This window comes from Streptomyces sp. SAS_272, assembly GCF_052543235.1.
Map to the genome: position 1 here is coordinate 41,073 of NZ_JBMNDR010000055.1, position 19,966 is coordinate 61,038.

A 19,966-nucleotide genomic window follows, 5' to 3' on the forward strand; every position below is an offset into this window, starting at 1 on the left:
GGCCCCTTGGGATTGGAAGTTCGGACCCTCTTGGCAGCCGCAGGACTGCCCGAAGCGGACACCGACGACCGCTACCGCGCCCACGGCATGATGGTGACCGATCGCGGTGATTCGGTCGGCGTGGAGTGGTTCACCTCTCGCAGTCTGCGTCGCGCCGCCGCCGACGAACAGCTACGAGGCTGGCCCATGGGCGCGGCGGACCGTGCACACGAGGCCGCTCGACGTCATTTGCATGCGGCTCTGTTCGGCATCCTGTCGGAAGTCGGCTACCTGGTGGAGGCTGATTCCACTGACACTCCGGGTGCCCTGACCGTTCGAGTCGGCCTGATTTCCACACCCACGGTGTTGGCCGCGGACATCAGGCGGATCCTTGCGGACCTACGTGGCTCTGCAGAAAGCGCGGAGGGGCCTGACCTGTCGCCGTGAGTACGGCCGACTCTCACGACAGGGCCAGCTGACAGAGCAGGGAACGAAGCGGGCCATACAAGCCTGCCTCCAGAGCTCAGATTCCCCCCTGCGACACATGTGTAGTTCAGAAGCACGCATCGCAGTCGCGGACGCTCCAGCCACATATGCGCGAGGACTGCCTCGTGCGGAGCGTGCCGCTCTTCGCTCAGCGAAATCCGGTCGTCGCCGACTCGGCGTGAGCCGCTGGGCTGACCTCCAGCCTCTTGTTCGAGATCGAGGCCGGTCGACGCGCCGCCACCACCATCGGCGCGCCGCTGACCGCGCACTCCCCTCCCGTTGTCAGTGGTGCCCGTTATCGTGCCGATCAGGTGAAGCAATGGCGCGAACCGTGGGCTTCGGGGGACGTGGGCACCTAGAGCCCGAAAGTGGGGCAGCAGTGGCAGCAGAGGACAGCAGCCGTCTGGAACCGGACGACCTCATCCAGGACCGTGAAGTCGACAACGCTCAGGGGGATCGCCTGGCTCACAGTCATATAGCCGATCAGCTCCATGATTTGGTGCTGTCGGTCCCCATGCCGACCAACATCGCTGTGTGGGGTCCCTGGGGATCAGGCAAGTCGGGTGTGGCCAATCTCCTGAAGGGCCGACTGGAGAAGCAACGGGACGTGCGCTTCGTGCGGTTCGACGCATTCAAGTACGCGGAGAACCCGCTGCGCAGGAACTTCATCATCGCCGTCGCCACCGCCCTGGGCATCAAGGACCCGCGCTTCCACGACGAGTTGTACAACGGGCGAGTCGCCGTGAAGCTTCAGTTCGAGCGCGCCGAGATGTGGCGCCTCCTGAAGATGTTCGGCCAGATGTTCAGTGCTGTTGTCCTCTTCGTCGCCGTCGTCATGTCCCTTCTCGCCTGGGTGCGCGGAGGGGCCTTCCGGCCCGCTTTCGCCGACGTAGCGACCGAAGCACTGAAGGCAGGTATCGCGCCAGCGGCACTGCTGACCTCTCTGGCCGTTCTGGTATCGCGCACCCTCACCCGCGAGCACAAAACAGAGGCAGCCGACAGCGACGAGCAGTTCGAGAAGATCTTCTCCAACCTCGTCTCATTCTCCGGCTCCAAGCGTCTGGTCGTGTTCGTCGACGAGCTGGACCGCTGTACCCCCTCCGATGTGGTGGCGGCCCTGAACGCCCTGCGTACATTTCTGGGGGTCGACGGCTGCATCTTCGTCGTGGCCGCCGACCAACAAGTCCTGGAAGAGGCGCTCACCCAGGCCCTGGAACAGGCCACGCCCGCGGACGCCATCAACCCGTACTACAGCAGTGGAAGCGGCTACCTGGACAAGGTCTTCCAGTATCAGATCAGTCTCCCCCCACTGCTGGTACCGAAGGTGACCAGCTTTGCCGCAGAACTGGTGCGCGGGCGGGGCGGCGTGTGGGGAGCCGTGGACGTCAATCTGGTGGTGAGCGTCCTCGTGCCCTCGCACGTGCGTAGCCCCCGCCGGGTGAAGACACTGCTCAACACGTTCGCACTGACGTACCGGCTGGCCCAGCGACGGGCTGTGGACGGTCTGCTGGAGATTGACCCGATCACACGAGTAGAGGAAATCGCCAAGCTGGTCTGCCTCCGGGTGGAATTCCCTCTGTTCACCAGAGATCTGCTGCTCGACCACCGGCTGTGCGAGTACGTCCTGGCACTGGACGCCGACCCTGAGGCCGATCTGGGCCCTCATGTGCGAGAACAGGTCAGGGAAGCCGCGCGACGGTACGCGAACCTCGACGCCGCTGTCGACCAGCATCTGAGCGATCCTGAGACTTGCGACGAGGACGAAGAGGAGAAGTCGACCAACATCCGAAAGCGCCACGGCCAGCAACTCGTGTCCTACCTCAACCGGACCCGGAAGGTACCGGGCCCGAGTCGTGACCTGATTTTCATGGAGACCAGCGGCAGCGTCTTCGGTCTGCCCGCCGCTCTGGCCGAGACATTGGAGCAACAGGCACAGAACGCCGAGCTGGACGCAGTGCTGTCGTCCGTTGGCGGCCTCCCCACCGACGAGCGCCCTGCCGCACTGAGACTGCTGACGCAACAGGCGCGGGACGCGATCGGCCTGGAGGAGGAGAACGTCGCCCATGCCGTTCTGGCAGTCTGTGGCGACACAGCCATCTCGCTGGACAGTACGGCGGACACAGCGGTCGAGATAGTCACACCGATCCTGACGCACTCCCCCCACGAACTGCCGGACGAGGTGCTGGCCGGTTGCTGGCGACTGGCGCTGGCGAGTGACCGGCCAGCTGCTCTGGAGCTGCGCACGATCGTGCTGCGACACCCTTCGGTCGAGCAGAACGCCTCGGTGGCCGCCATGGTGGTGCGCAATGTCGAACAGGCTCTCGCAGCGGCCCCCGACCATGTGCCGGAGCTGGTGTCCCGACATCTGCTGGGCGAGGAAGAGGACATGGTGGGCCTGCTCGCCGGGCTCCCTCCCTCGGAAGCCGCGACCCTCATGACACAGGTCGGCCCTCACACCGCGAAAGAACTGCGAGCGCTGGTCGAGGAGCATGCGGAATGGGTTGCAGCGCAGGCGCAGCCCGGAGTCGTCGCGTCGCAGCCCCAACCTGAGCCGGTATCTCCAGCCGAGGCACTCCGGAGACTGGAAGGGCTGCTGGAACACTGGTGCGAGGCATGCCCCGGAGCAGCACACGCCGTCGTGGGTCTGTTGCTGGCGTTGGGCAGCAAAGGCGGCCGGGACATCGTGGGGCGACACACAGCGACGATCCCCACGGTGCGGGAAACGGCCTTGATACGCGCTGTGCTGTCGAGCGCCCTTCGACGTTCGGCCGACCAGTGGCCGACGTGGCTGGGGTTGCTGGACCCGCACTCATCCACCGACGACATGACCGCGGAGTTCGACAGCCTGCTGAAGAACCTGTGGGTGAGAGCCAGCGACCCTGACGATCCTCTGGAACCCGCCGAGGTAGAGCGCATCGCGGACAGCTTCATGCGGCTCTTCGATCACCAGCCCCCCAATCGGCATCCGCAAATCACGCCCTTCGTCCTGCGGTCGCTGTCCCTGCCCTCGACCGATGAGGAAGCCACCGAGCAGATGCGACTGCTCGAAGCACTTGGGCCGCTGGAAAACAGCGGCCTGCTGGAGCGCACGGCACTCGTTCACCATCAAGCGGCAGCGCTCACTGAGTTGCTCAACAATGGGGATGACCTGGTCATTTCGCAGGACAGTGCCCTCCTGGCCTACATCGAGTCGGTCATGAACGACTGCCTGCGTGACCTGGGCTCTCCCGTAACGCATCCGCTCAGTCCCGAGGAGGCCCGCTCTCTGGTGGGCACCCTTGACGACTCGGGCTGGCTCCCAGGACATGAACACACCCACTTGAGGGTCCGTGCGCGCCATCTCCTGCTGACGGGTGGAATCCCCAGGGTAACTCTGGAGGCACTGCCATCGGCGGCTTCCATGGCTGACCACGCCCGTAAACGCCCCGACCGTGCCGGCGAAACGCTGGCCGCGTGGATCGCGCTCGAAGAGCCTGCCACCTCAGACCTGCTCACAGCCATATCGGCATGCCTGCGAAAACCATCTCTCCTTCAGACCGACACGACGCTGCTTCAGGCAGTGGCCTCACGGTTGGCGGCTTTGCCCGCCCAGGAGCAGGCCGGCTTCTGGAAAGATCTGCTGGGAGGCCCAAGCATTCAGCTGCCGGAGCGGGCACTGACCGCGGCCGGATGGCCGTCGCTCCCGGACGCCTTCGCCGCCGAGCTGCTGGCCGACAGATTCGCCCGTGCATCCAAGAATCCCGACCGGCGCGCCGTTCTCGACTTGTGGAAGGCCGCGAACATCACGCATCCGGCCGCCCGCCGCGACCTGCTCCAGACAATCCTCCTCCCGATGCTCGAGGCCAACCAGGGAGCCGCCGAACACGCGCTGTCCTATCTGCCGCAGCTCATGGAATCCGTCCCCAAGGGAATGGGCAAAGCCGTGCGTACGGCTGTCGAAGCCAGCGCCAAGAAGTGGAGCAGCCTCGAACAGCGCGGCATCAAGGCGCTGAAGGCCGTCGGCTACTCCACCGAGCGCACCGGACTGCTGAAACTGCGCGAACGCATCAGCCGCAGCAACGACAACTGAGGCGTCAGTGGTGGCTGGTCGCGCCCAAGGCTAGGACCCACCAGGGCGGGCTTCCGTCGCCCTGCCCTCTACAGCACACGGGCGACCAGGTTGTCGGCGTAATACCGCCTTGGCTCATCCAGAGCGCTCGTGTCAGTGCGCACTGCGCCCCGCGTTCGTGCGGAACCTGGCGTAGGCGATCGCGCTTTCGGAGGTCGGACTCAGAGCACTCGGGACGAAAGGGGGTCTCGTGCTCAACCATCAGTCAACTGCCCCGAGGCATGGTTTCACTCGATATGGGGACACTCACCCGTCTCGAAGTAGCGTTGGGGCAGTGTGCGGCCCCGCCATCGCGGCGTACAACGGGCTCGTCTGAAGGGCTGGACGGCGAAGCCAAGCCGGAGGTCGAACGGGCGGGCCCGTGAGCGATCCCTTCATGCCCCGACTGCGGAACGATCTCCCGTCTCAGCCGCCGCCCTCACGTTCACCATGCTCGGTACGACAACGGCTTCACAGAACAGCCGCGGACTCACGGTCACCCCTGAGGGAATCCCTGACCTGAAGCGGCTGCTCTGACAGCGGACGGTCCCGGCCACAGCTGAAAGTCGAGGGCGTCCTCAAGCCGGGTAAGGGTGCCGATGTCCGGCAGGACGTCACCATTGAGAACGCGGGCGACAGTGGAGTGAGCGACGCGGGCGGTCTCGGCGAGGCTCCTCAAGGACAGACCACGGGAGCGCATCGTCCGGTTCAGGTCGCGGGCGAGCAGCAGGCCGCAGTGGGCGCTCAGCGGAGCGTCAGCAGCGAGGATCACCTCGGGCCAGGTGCCGTCCGCTACGTAGAACAGGGGGTACTTGTCGTTGTTACTGCGCGGCATGTTCCGATCGTGCCACGTGGCAGAGGTGACTTCGGCGGGCCCGCGGGCTGTCCTGGACCGCCGGGCACGGCCAGGGCCACCCGACTCGACAGAGCGCTCCGTACGGCGCATGGCCCAATGTTCCGCTTCCTGATTGCTCTACGGGCAGCTGCCGCCGACGAGGGCGCTCCGGCGCCGACTATCGCTCTGGCGCCGATTGCATCGTCAAATATCGAGTCAGACAGGGCAGTTGGAACACCGTTGTCTGACGTGACGTCAACTTTCTTAAAGCTGACCAGAAACAAGTTTTCCGAACGGATCCCACAGTCCCTCATGGGGCTCCATCTGCCGCTCTGCAAGATGTGATGGGTCATCAGAAGCATCTGGCTTCACAATGATTCAGGCACTGAGTGCGCTCCGCTTCGGGGACAGGTAGGGTGTGCCGCAAGTCGCTTCGGATGCGGATGAGGAGGGTGTGTTGAGCAACGTGACCAGCGGGCCCACACAGCCGCTCATCTCCCGACTGCGACAGATCGCGGATGCTGAGCAGACCCGGTGGCTGCGGGCCGAAGCGGCCGTCGCCGAAGCTGAGCGAATCCTGCAGGAAGCGCGTGAGGCTCAGCGTGTCGCGGCAGAGCGGCACGCGGCGGTCATGGCGACGGTAGAGGCCGCCGAAGCCTATGCAGCCGATCTCGACCTGGCAGGCGCGCAGCACAACACCGCCGAGCCCGAATCCGACACCGCACCCGCGGCGGAACCAGCAGCACCGACGAGTCCCAGGCCCGGATCAGTCATGCAGCTGATCGTGGACACACTGGAGCCGGAGAAAGACACCGAGCTCCACGCGATCTACGGGAATGTGCAGCGCCTGCGGCCCGGAACCACCAACAGCGCGATCCGTTCAGCGCTGTCACAACTACACAAGGCCGGCTCCGTGAAGCTCGTCCGTCGGAGCGTCTACCGTCTCCTGAAGCTTCCGGAGGACTATCAGGCGGACGGATAGAGATCACAACGCATCACCCTAGTGACGCGCACAAAGGCGCCGCCGGAATATTTGGCGATCTTCCAGCGGCGCCCGCGACGCGTCAGCTGAGGGCCCACGCATCGGACTCACCTTAAGGCATGCCCGCCTGTTCTTGCAGCGTCATGCCCGCTTGTCCCTGCCAGGCCCTCGCTAGGAAATTCTTGCATTCGCGCACTATTTGAGGGCCCAAAATGACTCTTTTCCTGCCTTCCCCTGACGGCTGTCTCGGCATACCGCTTCCGGCGCTGTCCGCCTCCGCACCGGCGGGAGGCAGCCTGTGACCATCCCCGGATCCCAGTACTTGAATGTACTTCCAACCGAGCGCCTCACCCCGCGCCGCCAGCTCGAGGTGGTCGACGCCATGGCCGATCTGGGTGGCCCCGAGCGCCACCCCGTGACTGCCAAGGCTCTTGCCACCCGACTCGGCATCACGCCGAAGACCATCAGCAGAGCGACCGGGTTCCTCACACACGCCGCGATCCTCCAACCCGGCCGGGGCGCGTGGGCACTGACCGAGCTCGGGTACTCCCTGGCCCGGCTGCGGTCCAGTGATTCGGCACGCGCCCGGCTCCTGTTGCGGGACCACTGGCAGGGCACCTGGTTCCAGCAGCGCGCCCAGCGGCTGCTGGCATCGGGCCCACTGGAGGAGGCGGAGCTTGCCGCCCATCTGTGCGCCGACCGGCCTGGGCCGCTCGAGCGCGGCCTGTATCTGACGGAATGGATGACGTACGCCCTACTGCTCGACCGCGACGAGCAGGGGCGTCTCACCCTGCCTGCCGAGCAGCAGACTGCCACGCCCTCCGGCCCGGGGCCCTCGGGTCCGATGGGAGTTCTGGACCCTTTGATGAACGCGTCCGCTGAGCAGCTCTCCGCATTGCCCGACGTCGAGTTCATCGCCTTGATGAGTGCCTACAGGACGGTCTTCGCGTCCCTCACACCGAAGGCCCCAAGCCAGCAAGGAAGCTGACCAGCGCTCACCGGATGAGGGGTGCTGCGGCCTGCACTGACGGCCCGCACCCCGGCATGCGCGCCTGCCCGTCCAAGCCCGCAGTGCACCACCTCATGCCGCCCTCGCTCACGGTACGCCGCAATGCCGACGTGCCGTGAGCGCACCTGCCCGCGCGGCGTCTTTCACCCCTTCACCCCCTTCCTGTTGCCGCGGAGATCATCCATGCCCAAGGTGTCGCATGTATGGAACACCCCAGTTCCAACGGTTTTGACCCCTCCCATTGCGCGTCCTGTCGTCCAGGGATCAGAGCCGGTTGTGCTGGTACCACCCCGGCGAAGGGCCCTCACTGTGGGAAGCGATCCCTCTCTCACGTACGCGTTCGACCGTGTCCAGGACGCCTGGCAGACCATGGCCGCCTGCGGCGAGTTCACCGAGCAGACCCTCGACAAATTCGGTCTGCTACTCAAACGCTTCGAGCGCTACATGCAGCTGCGCGGCGCCGTCGTCCTCGGCGACGTCACCACCGATCTGGCGGAGGACTTCGTCACCGCCCGAGGCCGCAGCCGCCACGGCCGTGTCACAGACTCCGCCGCGGCCACGATGCGGCTGCGACGATCGGTCGTCCGTACCGCCTACCGCACCCTGCGCGAACTCGGTCTGAGCAACGCCGACCCCGCCCGCGACATCGTCCTGGCCACCCGCGCGATCGGCGGCGTCCGGCCACTGGCCGAGGACGAGGTCATCGACCTTCGCCACCACGCCTCATTCGTCACCCGCCCCAGCCGCCACGGAGCAGCCGCCGCCCTCGCGCTGGCCGGCGGCCACAGCGGGGAGATCGGGCACATCCGCGTACGAGACCTCGACGCCAGCCGTCGCCGTGTGTGGATGCACGGCTCCACCAAGGTGGATGCTCGCTGGTGTCCCCTGGACGACTGGGGTCTCAACGTCCTGACCACCCGAGCCAAGTTCGTCAGCGCACGGCAGCTCCGCAAAGAGTCCGCGCCGAATGCCCGCCTGGCCGTGTCAGATCGTCACGGATCCGACGCCTACCTGCAGGCCCGCGCGTGTGTCGCCCTGGGCGACCTGCTCAAACGCATCGGCCTGGGCGACGAGGAGGACATCAAACCGTCCTCGGTCACCGCCTGGGCCGCGGTCACGGAGTTCGAACGCACCGGGCACATCGAGGATGCCGCGCGTCGTCTCGGCCTGCGCTCCCTCGACCGCGCCGCAGCCGTCATCGGCCACACCTGGCGCACACCCGGCGATGAGAGAGACCGGGAGGCACTCGGTGCCTGACGATATCTTCGGTGATCCTCTTCCCCAAGAACTGCGGCCCAGCAGAAAACGCCAGCTGAGCGACAAGGAACAGCGCACCCAGCCACAGCGGATCGCGGACTGCCTCGACGAGCCCCTCATCTACGAGATGGCCGAACACCTGCCCGCTCCGGCCAGCCGAGGCTGTCCCCGCCAGTACCCAGCCGTCGTCTACCTCCTGCTCGCCACCCTGATGACCGTCACGGGCTCCAAACGCTCCGCCGTCGGCACCCTCGACAGCAAACAGTGGCGTGCCGTCCGCGCCTCCGTACGACGGAATGCCGGACGCACTGCAGCCGCCTTGCTGCCGCTCACCGCGCCGAGCCGCTTCCAGTTCCAGTACGCCGAGCTGAAGCTCCTGGCCCCCAGCATCGAGCTGCTCCAGGACCTCTTCGAGCGGCATGCTGTGCAACAGGCCCTGAGCCAGGGCCTGTTCCCGGAGGACGCCACGCGCAACTGGGTGAGGCCCGCGCGTAGTCAGCTCCTCGTCGGCGACGCCACTGTCCCCAAAGCGCCCTCCAAAGCGGAACACCCTTTTACGGTCGACACCACCACCGGGGAGATGCGCAGGCACCGAGTAGACCCCGCGGCCCGCCTCTACTACGAGAACGGCGAGAAGGAGAAGCGTCTCGCACGGGGCACGAAGTGGTTCTTCGCCTCGGCTCGTGACGACGGCTACTGGCAGCGTGTCATCCTGGCCGTCCGCCACGTCGCCGGCGGCGACTACGAGGACGAGGCCGCCGTCGCCGTGCGTTCCTTCACCCAGCTCAGCCGCCTGCTTCCCGGCTGCATGGGCGTCATCTACGACGGAGCGTTCCGCGGCGTCCACCGCGACGTCCTCGCCCGCCTCGGTCTGCTGGTCATCAACCGGCAGCACGGCTCGGTCAAGCCACGTGCCTACGAACTCCTGCGCTTGGGGCGCTGCCGCCACGACCTGTGGTGCAACCAGGGCCGCATCGCCGAGCGCGTCCTCCTCGACGACGGCACGAGCACCCTGATTCCGGTTCCCATCAGCCGCCTCGAACACCGACAGGGCCGTACCAAGTCGCGCTGGTATCACCTGCTGCAGATCCCATGCCGCCACGGCGCCCACACGTATCGCGTGCAGGTCGGGATCACCACGACCCCCGACGACCGCATGGCCAAGGATTCGGCCACCGGCCGCAGATTCAAGAGCGACAGCGAACGCGGCTTCCACCGCGCCGAACACCTTCAGCAGATCCCGGAGTCCACCCTCACCCACCAGCAGCTCTACCCGTACCGCAGCGACTCCGAGTCCGTACACAACCAGTTCGACCAAAGCCTGTGGAACGACCGCATGATCTCCTACGGCCTCGAACGCCAAAAGGTCTTCGCCCTCAGCTTCGCCCTCGCCCAGAACGCCACCAGCAGACGCATCTTTCTGGAGCGATCACGGGACCTGCAGGTGATGGGTGCGGGGCGGAAGCCGGCGTAGTACCGCCGAGAAGATCAACCGGCGGTTCGCCGCCTGACCCGCCGGCTTCTTACGGCGAACACCTCCGAGTTCGAGCACCATCCGGTGCCCCTGTGTCTCATCCGGAGAGACCTGTCAGGAGAGATGATCAGTGAACCCTAGGAAGCCTGGCAGGTCGGCAACGGCTGCGGCTTGAGTAGCCGATACTCATCGCCACTCAAGCCACCGCATCCTGCGCGTGATGAGAACCTGCCCGGAGCCGAAGCCGTGACTGTGGTACGTCCCGGCTTTGTCACGGCCGCTCGTACCTTCCCCGGCACCACCCGGATCAGGCTGTCCTCAGCTACACCGACCTGCTGCGACAGGCCGGAGGTGATGGTCTTTCACCTTCACTCGAACCACAGCGCCTCCCGGCGCAACCAAGATCCCCGACAGAGTCAAGCTGAGAACCATCTGACCTGCTGTCACCTCTCCCGCACCTCGGGGGAACCTCCACGAGGACGGTAACGAGGGCACTTCAAGCTATTCGGGGCAGGTCTGATCGGCCGCAGGCAGATCGCCCGTGTCGAGGTAGGCGTTCACAGCCGCGTCAACACACCCGGAGCCCCGGAACAGGTAGACGCCATGGTCGCGGACGCCATCCAAGGTGATCATGCGGGAACCGTTGAGGGCCCGGTGCATGGCCTGGCCCATCTCCAGGATTGCGTTGACGTCACCGGCGGCCTGGACAACGAGGGCCGGCACGCCGTTGCGGATCCAGATCGGGCCTTCGCCCGGCGGGTTGGGCCAGAACGCGCACGGCGTGATGTTGCTGCCCAGCGGGCCGAACAGGGGAGCTGCGGCACGCCCGGCCTCGATGTCGCGCCAGTACGCCTCGACGTCGCGCGACACCGGCGCGTCGGCGCACTGCACGGCTGTCGCGGCGCTGCGCTGCGCGGAGTCCCGGCCGGTCAGTTGGCCCGCTAGCGTGCTCGCGAGGGCCTCTGTCGGCTCGGCGCTACCGGTGTCGGCCGCCTCCACGAGCACCCGGACGGTAGCCGCCAGCTCGACGGCGCTCTCCTCAGTGTCGTCGACCAAGAGGTTAGCAATGACTCCCGGGATAATGGTGTCGTCCACCAGATACTGGCCCACCCGTAGCCGCGTGCGCGCGGCGGCTCGGTAGACCCGGTTCACCGTGCTCAGCACCTGCCCGGTCGTCGTGCCCAGATGAAACCGGTCATCGTGCGCCGCAGCCAGTTCGGCCCACTCGCGTAGCGCTGCCCCGCGCCGTGCGAACACCGTTCGGTCCGGGAAGGACGTGACACCGGGGCGATCCGGGTCGACGGCGCTGTCGAGCACCATCCGCCCAGCTCGCTTGGGGAACCGCTGCATGTACTGCGCGCCCAGGTAACTGCCCTGCGAGTAGCCAAGGAATGACAGCTTCGGCGCGCCAAGCGCGGCACGGATGACGTCCATGTCACGGGCGGCGTTGGCCGTGGAGGCATATGGCAGCACGTCAGCGTTGGTCCGGGCGCACCGGCTGGCCAGGTCGCTCGACTGCGTCACCATGCGGTTGAAGCTGTCCCGGTCGGTGCCGGCGGAGCGTGGCAGCCAGTTGGCGGGCCAATCGCAGTCGATCGGCGTGCTGCGTCCGGAAAAGCGGATGTCCATACCGATGATGTCGAACTTGGCGCCGGTGGCGCCCAGCCCCTGCCTTGCAAGCGGCACGGAGTCGAGCGCCGGGTTGGCCGGGCCGCCCAGGTTGAAGATCAGCGGACCGGCGTAATGGGCCGTGTCGGTGGCCTTGCTGCGGGCGATTGCGACCGTGATGGTACGCCTGCCAGGCCGGTTGTAGTCCAGCGGAACGCGGATGTCGGCGCACTGCACACCGGCTTCATTCAGCGCGTGGCCGTCGGTATCGTCCGCGCTACGCTGGCATGATTTCCAGTCGATGTGTTGATGGTGGTATGGGGCGAGTTTGGCGTCGTGCGTTGTGTCAGCATGCACGGCGGGTACCGCGGCGAGCCCCGCGGTTGTGGCCAGCACCGCGACAAGCAGCGTGAGCCGCCGTGGTTGGTTCATCGGATTCTCCTAACGAGGGTGCGAGGTAACCGGGTCATCCCGGTGGCGCAGTTGCCGCGCGGTGAGTCCTAGCGCGATTGCGGTGTGGCGGCAGAACAGCCCGAACCCGGGTCCGTGGGCGGACGGGGAGGGGTTGCCACCCGAGCGCGAGCGCGTCCCGGTGGATGGAGCTGACGACCGCGCCGTCCGGATCGGCAGATACCGATCCCCTGGTCCAGGACCGCTACCCGGTCATCCACGCTGCCGTAGACCTTCAGTGGGCCGGTGGCACGAGCAACGACTTCTCCGGTCGGCCCTGGCCCGCAGGCTGCGGCGGGGAGGAGACAAGGGAACACAGTAATTGTCGGAGCCCTCCGTAGTCGGTGGCCGTGGGAACACCGAAAAGGTAGGCCGGGAGGGTGTTGCGGCGGATCCCGCTCCGGAGCCAACCCGGTCCCGTACTGAGGTACGGCCTGCACCCTGCGGCAACCGCCGGACTCATACCGGGGTATGAGCCCGAACATGGCTCCGTGGGGCGGAGAGGCCGTTGGATCAGCCGCATACGCTCGTGAGTTCGACAGCGGTCGGCGCGGCGGCGGGTGGATCATTTGCGGACCGACTGGCGTGGGCACAACACGCCTGCCCGACGAGTACCTGGCGCTGGCCGTACATCGAGGCGTGTGCACCGCACGGGCCACGGCGAGTGTGCTGGCTTCAGACACGCCGCTCGGGGCGATCGCGCCCGTGCTGCCCCCAGGAGTGGACCTCACCGACCCGCTCACATCGTTCTCCTTCATCGCGCGAAGCCTGCGAGGAGAAAACGCCGCCTATACCCCACTCTTGGTAGATGACATCCACCTTCTGGCCAGTGGGACGGCTGCGGCGATTGACGTCATTCGATTCGGGCTGCACCGGGATCTGCGGAAGATGCGCCAGGACTTCAGTCGTGCGACGCCGCCGTCGCCGAACCCGTGCGCGTTGCCGGGAGCCGCTGGGTGATCGAGGAAGCCTTCCAGGCCACGAAGAACAAGCGCGGCCTCGACCAGTACGAGGTCCGCCGTTATGCGGGCTGGTACCGCCACATCAGACTGGCCATGCTCGCCCACGCCTTCCTCGCCTCCATGGCCTCGACGGCAGCCGAAAAGGGGGCGGCAGAAACGGTTCCGGCACTCTCGCGCCACTCACCGTGGCAGAAATGCGGCGACTCCTGGCAGCCGGCCTGTCCCCCGTGACACATCTGGGGCGCACAGGACGTGCGCTGAACTGGTCGCGCTGGCGCAGGCACCACCAGGCCACCGCCAGAGGCTGCCACTACCGCCGCCGCATCCGAGGTCACGGACTTCCACAACCTGACGTGAAGTCAGCCAAGTGCCCTAAGAAAAACGGCTCTGACCAGCAGTGATAGCGATCTGCGACCGAAGTAGCAGTACTTCAGCCGCAGATCGTGATCATGTATGCGGAGGCCACTTTCAGTAGCCTGCCTGCGTGGCTGAGATCTGGGATGAACAGCAGCTGGTAGCGGATGGATTCGAGCGTGTGCATGTCGAGTTGGCGTGGTATGACGGTCCCCGGGAGGGGATCGCCGACGTCGGCGGGGTCCCGCACTACTTTCTCAATCACGACTTTGCCCCCTCCGATGCGGGTGACGAGTACCTAGTGTGGCCTGCGGATGTGGCCGTTCTCGCACTGGAGCTGGAGCAATGGGCGATCTTCGCCAGGTGGTACGCGCGGAACGAAGCAGGGACCGACGCATTGGGCACACATCCCGGTCAGGGTGGAGTCAACGCCCGCTACGACGAACTGGCCTTGCTGCTCGCGCCGCACCGTGAGGCGCCGGACGACGCGCGGCGGTTTATAGGCGAGTTGCGGTTCGACGCCGACGCTCGCTACCGGGCCGAGGGGGCCGCCTACTGGTTCCGGTGGGCTCCGAGCAGGTGAGGCCGCCGTTGAGTTTCGGGTTGGGTGTGCGCGCGTCGGCCGCTGGCGATGTTTGCACCCGGAACGGTTCAGCAACCTCGCCGGATGACGAAAAAGTAAGCAGGTCATCCAGCACATCAAAGATCTGGGTGATAGACGCTGAGGTCGCCGTAGCCCGACAGGACGGCGGAAAGGTTGTCGGGCCTGTGCCGCAGTGTGGTGTCCAGGAAGGTGAGAGTGGCTGCGGCGACAATGCTTGGGCTCTCGGTGCGGCCCAGGGACCCGACTATCGAGGGCACCGGCGGCAGGTACAGGGGGGCGTCCATGAAGGTGAGGTGGGCGGCGCCGGGGATGGTGAGCCGGTAGCTCGTCGCGGTGCTGAGCTTGAGGACCTTGGTGAGGCGGGGTACGTAGCCCGGGTCGGTTTCTGGGCTGATGGCTTGGGTGAGCGCGAGCGCGGGCTGGCGGAAGGAACGCAGGTTGGGGTCGCGGGGGTAGCCGTCCAGGGGGCCTTGACCCAAGGCCCCACCCGCTTGTCGTTCACGCGCGGGGCCGTGACCTCGACGGGACCCGCGGCGGTGGTCACGGTGCGAGGCCGGTGGTGGCCGTTGCGGACCACCAGGCGCCGTCCGGCCCCGTCGGTCTCGGCGGCCAGCTCGGCTATGTACTGGTTGACCTCGGCCTCCAGCGCGGCGGCGAGCATCCGCCGGGCGCCCTCGCGGACGATCTCGTCGATCAGGGAGCCGGACTCGGTCGAGCCGTCGGCGTTCACTACGCTGAGCACGGGCGTGCCTTCCCGACCCGCGCTGCGAACGCGGGCCTCTACTCGGTGACTTGTAGATCACTCGGGAAGGTACGCCCTTCGCGTCCCGTCCCGAAGACCGATCCACAAGTCCTGAGCATTGCTCGTTCAGCTGAGTAGCGCCTACTCAAAATTGCTTCGCTATGCCGACGGACCTAGGGGAGCGACAGCGAAGGTGTTAGCGTGCGTGCGAGTCAGCAGATTGCTGGTACGTCAAGAACCAGCCCGTCGGCCGGAAGTGCATTAAATGTCATTTCCGGTATTGCGGGGACCGGCGTACTGTTCCAGAATTCCCCACACAGAAGGATGAAAAGGTGCGTAAGAGATTCCTCCACGCCGCAGCCCTGTCTCTTGTCGCTGTGGTGGCTACCTCCCTGCCGGCCCATGCATCGACCGCGCCGGACGTACCGCGGGCGTCGACGGCCACGACCGCTGTGTCGAACTATGTTTCCTCACCGCTCTCCTACGAGTACGACTACTCACTTGGCTCTTCTTTCTTTTACACCGGCGAGAGCGTGATGAGCGGTGCTGCTCGCACTTTCCTGTCCACCTTCCCCGTCCCGGCGAACTGCGGATCCTATTCGCAGCTTCCTCCCGCACAGACGCCTCCTGTGCGCTGCAACCTCTCCGTCGGCCCATTGTGGAATCCCATAGCCGTCGTCAGTCGCACCACCACGTCGTTCGGGTTTCTGTCGCTTCCCGGTCACGCCGAGGGAGCCGACCGCAACATCCGATTCACCTTCTACCGGACCCCCACGTTCGAACTTAGGATGAGGGTGGAAGGGTGGGGTCCGTGGACTCTCGGCGCTGCGACGAGCATCAGCACGGGAGTGGTCAACACCATGTGGCAGACCTACGCCAACACACTGCGCACCGAGATCAGTAACGGCAGGCTTTGACCTAAGGGCTTGCAGATCATCAAGGTGTTGCTTCCCGTCCCATGGCTCGTTGATGTGGTATGCGCATCCCGGACGAGATCTGTACCCAACTCACCATGAAGTTCGGGGTGCTGTTCCCGCACCTGGACGAGCGGCAACGACGGCTGCTGATGGCCGCAGAGGCCCGTGTTCTGGGACATGGTGGTGTTCGGGCCGTCGCGCGGGCGGCCTCGGTGAGTGAGACCACGGTCCGCAAGGGCGTGTCCGAGTTGGAGGCCGGTGAGGCCCCTCTGGGGCGGGTGCGGCGGCCGGGCGGAGGCCGCAAGAGGGTCGCAGATCTCGATCCGGGGCTGCGGCCAGCTCTCCTGGCTCTTGTCGAGCCGGACGAGCGAGGCGATCCGATGTCGCCGCTGCGGTGGACGGTGAAGTCGACCCGCACTCTGGCGCGGGAGCTAGCCCGGACCGGACACAAAGTTAGTGCGGACACCGTCGCGGACCTGCTGCGAGAGGAAGGCTTCAGTCTGCAGGCCAACGCCAAGACCATCGAGGGAAACCAACATCCCGACCGGGATGCCCAGTTCCGCTATCTCAACGAGCAGGCCCGTGACCACCGGGACGCCGGCCAGCCAGTGATCAGCGTGGACACCAAGAAGAAGGAGCTCGTCGGCGAGTTCAAGAACAACGGCCGCCAGTGGCGGCCTGCGGCTGATCCGGCGCCGGTGAACGTCCATGACTTCGCCGACCCCCAGCTGGGCAAGGCCGTTCCGTACGGGATCTACGACCTCGCGGCGAACACCGGCTGGGTCAACGTGGGCACCGATCACGACACCGCCGCATTCGCGGTGGAATCGATCCGGCGCTGGTGGTGCGGCCAGGGCCGGGTCGCCTACCCGCAGGCGACGCGACTGCTCATCGCCGCCGACGCGGGCGGTTCGAACGGCTACCGCACCCGGGCCTGGAAGCTCGAACTCGCCCGGCTCGCGGCCGAAACAGGACTGACGATCACCGTGTGCCACCTGCCGCCGGGCACATCGAAGTGGAACAAGATCGAGGTGCGCCACGAGGCGCCACTGTTACCGGGCAGGGGTGCGAGACCCCTGCCGCCGGACTGTCGCAGCAGGCCGGTGAAGCTGAGGGCAGCCGATCCGTGGAGACGCACGGGGAGGTAGGAGCAGCCCTGACAACGACGGAGCGCGTCGGTACTTCCAGACGGCGCGGGTCCGGCAAGCAAGACGAGACGCCGTACGAGAGGAACCAGTGCCTGACGTCCCGTAAGTGTTCCACCGGCTCCAATCTGGAGGATCTGGGCCGGGTGCAGCGCACGCCGTCCGCTTGTCGGGCGACGACTTCGAAGCCGGTCTTTCGATGCTGGTGAGGAGGCCACGCTGAATGCCTGCGGCGTAGGCGTGGCGATGCTGTCGGGGTAGAGCTGGACGGCTCGCTCGTCGACCGGAGAGTGGTGAACGTGGGAAGCATGCTGGAACCGCCCTTCCCAGCTGGCATCCAGTCAGCCGGTGGGCAGGCCCGTCGTCGGCTGACGGCTCCGGTGTGTGGCGGAGGCCCCGTAGTAGTCCGAGCGCACGAGAGGTGCGTACATGGCGAAGGGGGCCAGCAAGTCAGCGGCCGAAGTGCTGGAAAACCAGGAGGTTCTCGCCGGTGAATACCGACGAACTTGAGGCCGTTACGTATGTGGCGGAGCGACGGGTACTGGAGATCCAGACCAAGCTGCACCGTTGGGCCCGTGATGATCCTCACCGCAGGTTCGATGACCTGTTCAACCTCTGTGCCGATCCTGCGTTTTTGCTGGTCGCGTGGGATCGGGTGCGGGGTAACAAGGGTGCGAAGACCGCCGGGGTGGATGGCCGCACCGCGGCGTCCATCGTGGAGCGGACGGGCGTCGAGGAGTTCCTCGGCGAACTGCGGGACAGCATCAAGAACCGTAGTTTCCGTCCACTGCCGGTGCGGGAGCGGATGATCCCCAAAGCGGGCGGGAAATTGCGCCGGCTGGGGATCGCCACGATCGCGGACCGGGTGGTTCAGGCGTCCTTGAAGTTGGTGCTGGAGCCGATCTTCGAGACGGATTTCCTCCCGTGTTCCTACGGGTTCCGTCCGAACCGCCGGGCCCATGACGCGGTGGCCGAGGTGCGTTTCTTCACGTCCAAGTCGTATGAGTGGATCGTGGAGGGCGACATCAAGGCCTGCTTCGACGAGATTTCACACTCTGCCCTGATGGACCGGGTGCGGAAGCGCGTCGGGGACAAACGTGTCCTGGCCCTGGTGAAGGCGTTCTTGAAGTCAGGCATCCTCGGTGAGGACCGTGTACTTCGGGAGACCACCGCCGGTACCCCACAGGGTTCGATTCTCTCGCCATTGATGAGCAACGTGGCTCTGTCGGTCCTGGACGAGTACATCGCCCAGTCTCCGGGAGGTCCGAGGTCTACGCCCTGGGCGCGGACCAAGCGGCGTCGTCAAGGTCTCCCCAACTACCGGCTTACCCGGTACGCGGATGACTGGTGCCTGATGGTCAAAGGCACCAGGGACGACGCCGAAGCTCTGCGCGAGGAGATCGCGGAGGTGTTGTCCACGATGGGCTTGCGCCTGTCCGTGGAGAAGACCCTGATCACCCACATCGACGAGGGGCTGGACTTCCTCGGGTGGCACATCCAGCGCCACCGCCAACGCGGATCCAGCCGCAGCTACGTCTACACCTACCCCTCGCGCAAGGCCCTGACGGCCGCGATGGGCAAGGTCAAGGCGATCCGCCGCAGAACGGCCACCGGCCTGTCACTGGACGAACTGCTCATCCAGATCAACCGGATGCTGTTCGGCTGGTGCATGTACTTCCGCCCCGGGGTGTCCAGCGCGACCTTCCAGTACCTGAGCTCGTACACGTGGAGCCAGGTCATGAAGTGGCTGCGCCGCAAGCACCTCCGGATCAACAGGAAGGATCTCCGCCGCCTCTACTGCGGTGGAGGTTGGTGGCCAGCAGGGGAGGAACGGACACTGTTCGATCCCGGCAAGGTACGCACGACGCGCTACCGATACCGGGGAACGGTCATCCCTTCTCCCTGGCCGACCGCCGGATGAAGGCGATCACTGACAGCCGGACGGGACTTGTGGAGCGCCCGGTGCCGTGAGAGTGGCACGCCGGGTGCGGGAAGAGGCCCGAAGAAACGGCTCGCTCGAAAGACGAGACCGCGCTTCGGGCCTACTTCACCACCGGCTCTTCTCCCACATCACCATGAACTGGCGCGGCCGCCCGCTGACCAGCCACGAAGTCATCGTCCAGTCCATCGCCGCGACCACCACCCGCACCGGACTGCGTGTCATGGCCGAGCTGGACACCAACGTCTACCCCACCGGAGTCCAGATCGGCGACGTGGAGATGGCGTCCCTGCCACTGACCCGCCACGCCTTCCACGGCGACTGGAACTACGCCCTGCACCCCCAGCCCTGCCCAGCCATCCCAGCACCCCGGGCTCCACAGAAGCCGGTCCCGGAGTGGAACCACGCCCTCCTGTCCGACCCCGCCCTGACCGGCATGTCCCGGCAGCAACTGAGCGACCTCACCGACACGTTGGCCATCCACGGCGACGTCAAGCGCGGCCGCCCGCCCCGACTCACCTTCCCCGACCAGGTCCTCGCAGCCGTCCTTCACCTGCGGATCGCCCTGGCCGCGGAACCCCTCGCCGTGCTGTTCGACAGCAGCCGAACCGCCATGCACCGCACCCTGCTGAAGATCAGAACACTGCTCAAGGCACACAGCATCGTCATCCCGCCGGCAGCCACCCCACCCTCCGCCCTCACAACCCTCCAGGCCCGAGTTCAAGCCCTGAGTGGCAACCCCAACAACGTGATCAAGACGCCATGTTGATGATCTGCAAGGCCTTAGTGTCTCCTGATCCTGCTCATGTCATTTCGAGTTGTTATTGACGAGTTCTTTCACGTTGGTCGCGACGAGCCGGACCTTCGCGAGAACCTCGTCGGCGGTCGCGGTCCAGGTGAACGGTTTCGCCGTCGCGTTCCACGAGTTGATGTAGTCGCGGATCTGTTGAGCGAACGCGCCAGGCGGGAGATCCGCGAGCGACATGCCCCCCCCGGAGTAGACCCCATGGATAGCGAGCACATACAGACCTGCCTAGCCTCGAAGTTTCGTGACGGTCTGCCGACGGAGTCGGTGGACGGTCTTCGTGCTGTGAGTTGAGGCTGCGCAGGCTGAGGGCCCGAGTGTCGCTTCGGGG

14 protein-coding genes and 4 pseudogenes are annotated in these 19,966 nt (G+C 66.0%); 13 read left to right on the forward strand and 5 right to left on the reverse strand.

What is annotated here, in order from left to right:
• Window positions 1-30 precede the first annotated feature (30 nt).
• Both ACN6LD_RS27455 and ACN6LD_RS27460 read left to right on the forward strand, forming a co-directional pair.
• Window positions 31-426: a hypothetical protein gene (locus tag ACN6LD_RS27455; protein WP_445044597.1), complete on the forward strand. Its 396-nt coding sequence runs from the start codon at window positions 31-33 to the stop codon at window positions 424-426.
• Window positions 427-844: 418 nt separating this feature from the next.
• Entirely contained in the window at window positions 845-4,534 is a 3,690-nt protein-coding gene (locus tag ACN6LD_RS27460) for a P-loop NTPase fold protein (RefSeq protein WP_445044598.1), read from the forward strand.
• Between the two features lie 514 nt (window positions 4,535-5,048).
• On the opposite strand, the gene ACN6LD_RS27465 is transcribed toward ACN6LD_RS27460, so the two are convergent.
• Window positions 5,049-5,387 (reverse strand): helix-turn-helix domain-containing protein, encoded by a 339-nt coding sequence (locus ACN6LD_RS27465; protein WP_445044599.1) that lies wholly within the window; start codon window positions 5,385-5,387, stop codon window positions 5,049-5,051.
• Between the two features lie 457 nt (window positions 5,388-5,844).
• On the opposite strand from ACN6LD_RS27465, the gene ACN6LD_RS27470 reads away from it, so the two are divergent.
• From ACN6LD_RS27470 to ACN6LD_RS27485, 4 genes are all read left to right on the forward strand, one after another.
• On the forward strand, window positions 5,845-6,369 hold the full coding sequence (locus tag ACN6LD_RS27470; RefSeq protein ID WP_445044600.1) for a hypothetical protein: 525 nt from the start codon (window positions 5,845-5,847) through the stop codon (window positions 6,367-6,369).
• A gap of 322 nt (window positions 6,370-6,691) precedes the next feature.
• Window positions 6,692-7,357, forward strand: coding sequence for a hypothetical protein (locus ACN6LD_RS27475; protein ID WP_445044601.1), 666 nt, complete (start codon window positions 6,692-6,694; stop codon window positions 7,355-7,357).
• Window positions 7,358-7,687: 330 nt separating this feature from the next.
• Window positions 7,688-8,635, forward strand: a complete 948-nt coding sequence (locus tag ACN6LD_RS27480) for a hypothetical protein (RefSeq protein WP_445044602.1) — start codon at window positions 7,688-7,690, stop codon at window positions 8,633-8,635.
• Window positions 8,628-10,109, forward strand: a complete 1,482-nt coding sequence (locus tag ACN6LD_RS27485; RefSeq protein ID WP_445044603.1) for a hypothetical protein — start codon at window positions 8,628-8,630, stop codon at window positions 10,107-10,109. The genes ACN6LD_RS27480 and ACN6LD_RS27485 overlap by 8 nt, the downstream gene beginning before the upstream one ends.
• 501 nt (window positions 10,110-10,610) lie before the next feature.
• Here ACN6LD_RS27485 and ACN6LD_RS27490 read toward each other — a convergent pair.
• Window positions 10,611-12,149 (reverse strand): alpha/beta hydrolase, encoded by a 1,539-nt coding sequence (locus ACN6LD_RS27490; protein WP_445044604.1) that lies wholly within the window; start codon window positions 12,147-12,149, stop codon window positions 10,611-10,613.
• 603 nt (window positions 12,150-12,752) lie between these two features.
• Between ACN6LD_RS27490 and ACN6LD_RS27495 the strand changes: the two genes are divergently transcribed.
• From ACN6LD_RS27495 to ACN6LD_RS27505, 3 genes and pseudogenes are all read left to right on the forward strand, one after another.
• Entirely contained in the window at window positions 12,753-13,127 is a 375-nt protein-coding gene (locus tag ACN6LD_RS27495; RefSeq protein ID WP_445044609.1) for a hypothetical protein, read from the forward strand.
• A pseudogene (locus ACN6LD_RS27500) lies at window positions 13,088-13,360 on the forward strand (IS701 family transposase); the annotation flags it as partial. The gene ACN6LD_RS27495 and the pseudogene ACN6LD_RS27500, both read left to right, overlap by 40 nt.
• Before the next feature lie 253 nt (window positions 13,361-13,613).
• Window positions 13,614-14,066 (forward strand): hypothetical protein, encoded by a 453-nt coding sequence (locus ACN6LD_RS27505; RefSeq protein WP_445044605.1) that lies wholly within the window; start codon window positions 13,614-13,616, stop codon window positions 14,064-14,066.
• A 116-nt stretch (window positions 14,067-14,182) separates the two neighbouring features.
• On the opposite strand, the gene ACN6LD_RS27510 is transcribed toward ACN6LD_RS27505, so the two are convergent.
• Window positions 14,183-14,566, reverse strand: a complete 384-nt coding sequence (locus ACN6LD_RS27510; RefSeq protein ID WP_445044610.1) for a hypothetical protein — start codon at window positions 14,564-14,566, stop codon at window positions 14,183-14,185.
• Window positions 14,567-14,571: 5 nt separating this feature from the next.
• Window positions 14,572-14,829: pseudogene (locus ACN6LD_RS27515) on the reverse strand (transposase); the annotation flags it as partial.
• 332 nt (window positions 14,830-15,161) lie between these two features.
• Between ACN6LD_RS27515 and ACN6LD_RS27520 the strand changes: the two are divergent.
• The 4 genes and pseudogenes from ACN6LD_RS27520 to ACN6LD_RS27535 all read left to right on the forward strand — a co-directional run.
• The gene (locus ACN6LD_RS27520; RefSeq protein WP_445044606.1) at window positions 15,162-15,746 is read left to right on the forward strand and encodes a hypothetical protein; all 585 of its coding nucleotides are present in this window, start codon (window positions 15,162-15,164) and stop codon (window positions 15,744-15,746) included.
• Between the two features lie 59 nt (window positions 15,747-15,805).
• Window positions 15,806-16,825 (forward strand): annotated as a pseudogene (locus ACN6LD_RS27525) (ISAzo13 family transposase); the annotation flags it as partial.
• A gap of 556 nt (window positions 16,826-17,381) precedes the next feature.
• Window positions 17,382-18,812 (forward strand): group II intron reverse transcriptase/maturase, encoded by a 1,431-nt coding sequence (gene ltrA / locus ACN6LD_RS27530; protein WP_445044607.1) that lies wholly within the window; start codon window positions 17,382-17,384, stop codon window positions 18,810-18,812.
• Window positions 18,813-18,936: 124 nt separating this feature from the next.
• A pseudogene (locus ACN6LD_RS27535) lies at window positions 18,937-19,599 on the forward strand (ISAzo13-like element transposase-related protein); the annotation flags it as partial.
• A 39-nt stretch (window positions 19,600-19,638) separates the two neighbouring features.
• On the opposite strand, the gene ACN6LD_RS27540 reads toward ACN6LD_RS27535, so the two are convergent.
• Window positions 19,639-19,815, reverse strand: a complete 177-nt coding sequence (locus tag ACN6LD_RS27540) for a hypothetical protein (protein WP_445044608.1) — start codon at window positions 19,813-19,815, stop codon at window positions 19,639-19,641.
• Window positions 19,816-19,966 lie beyond the last annotated feature (151 nt).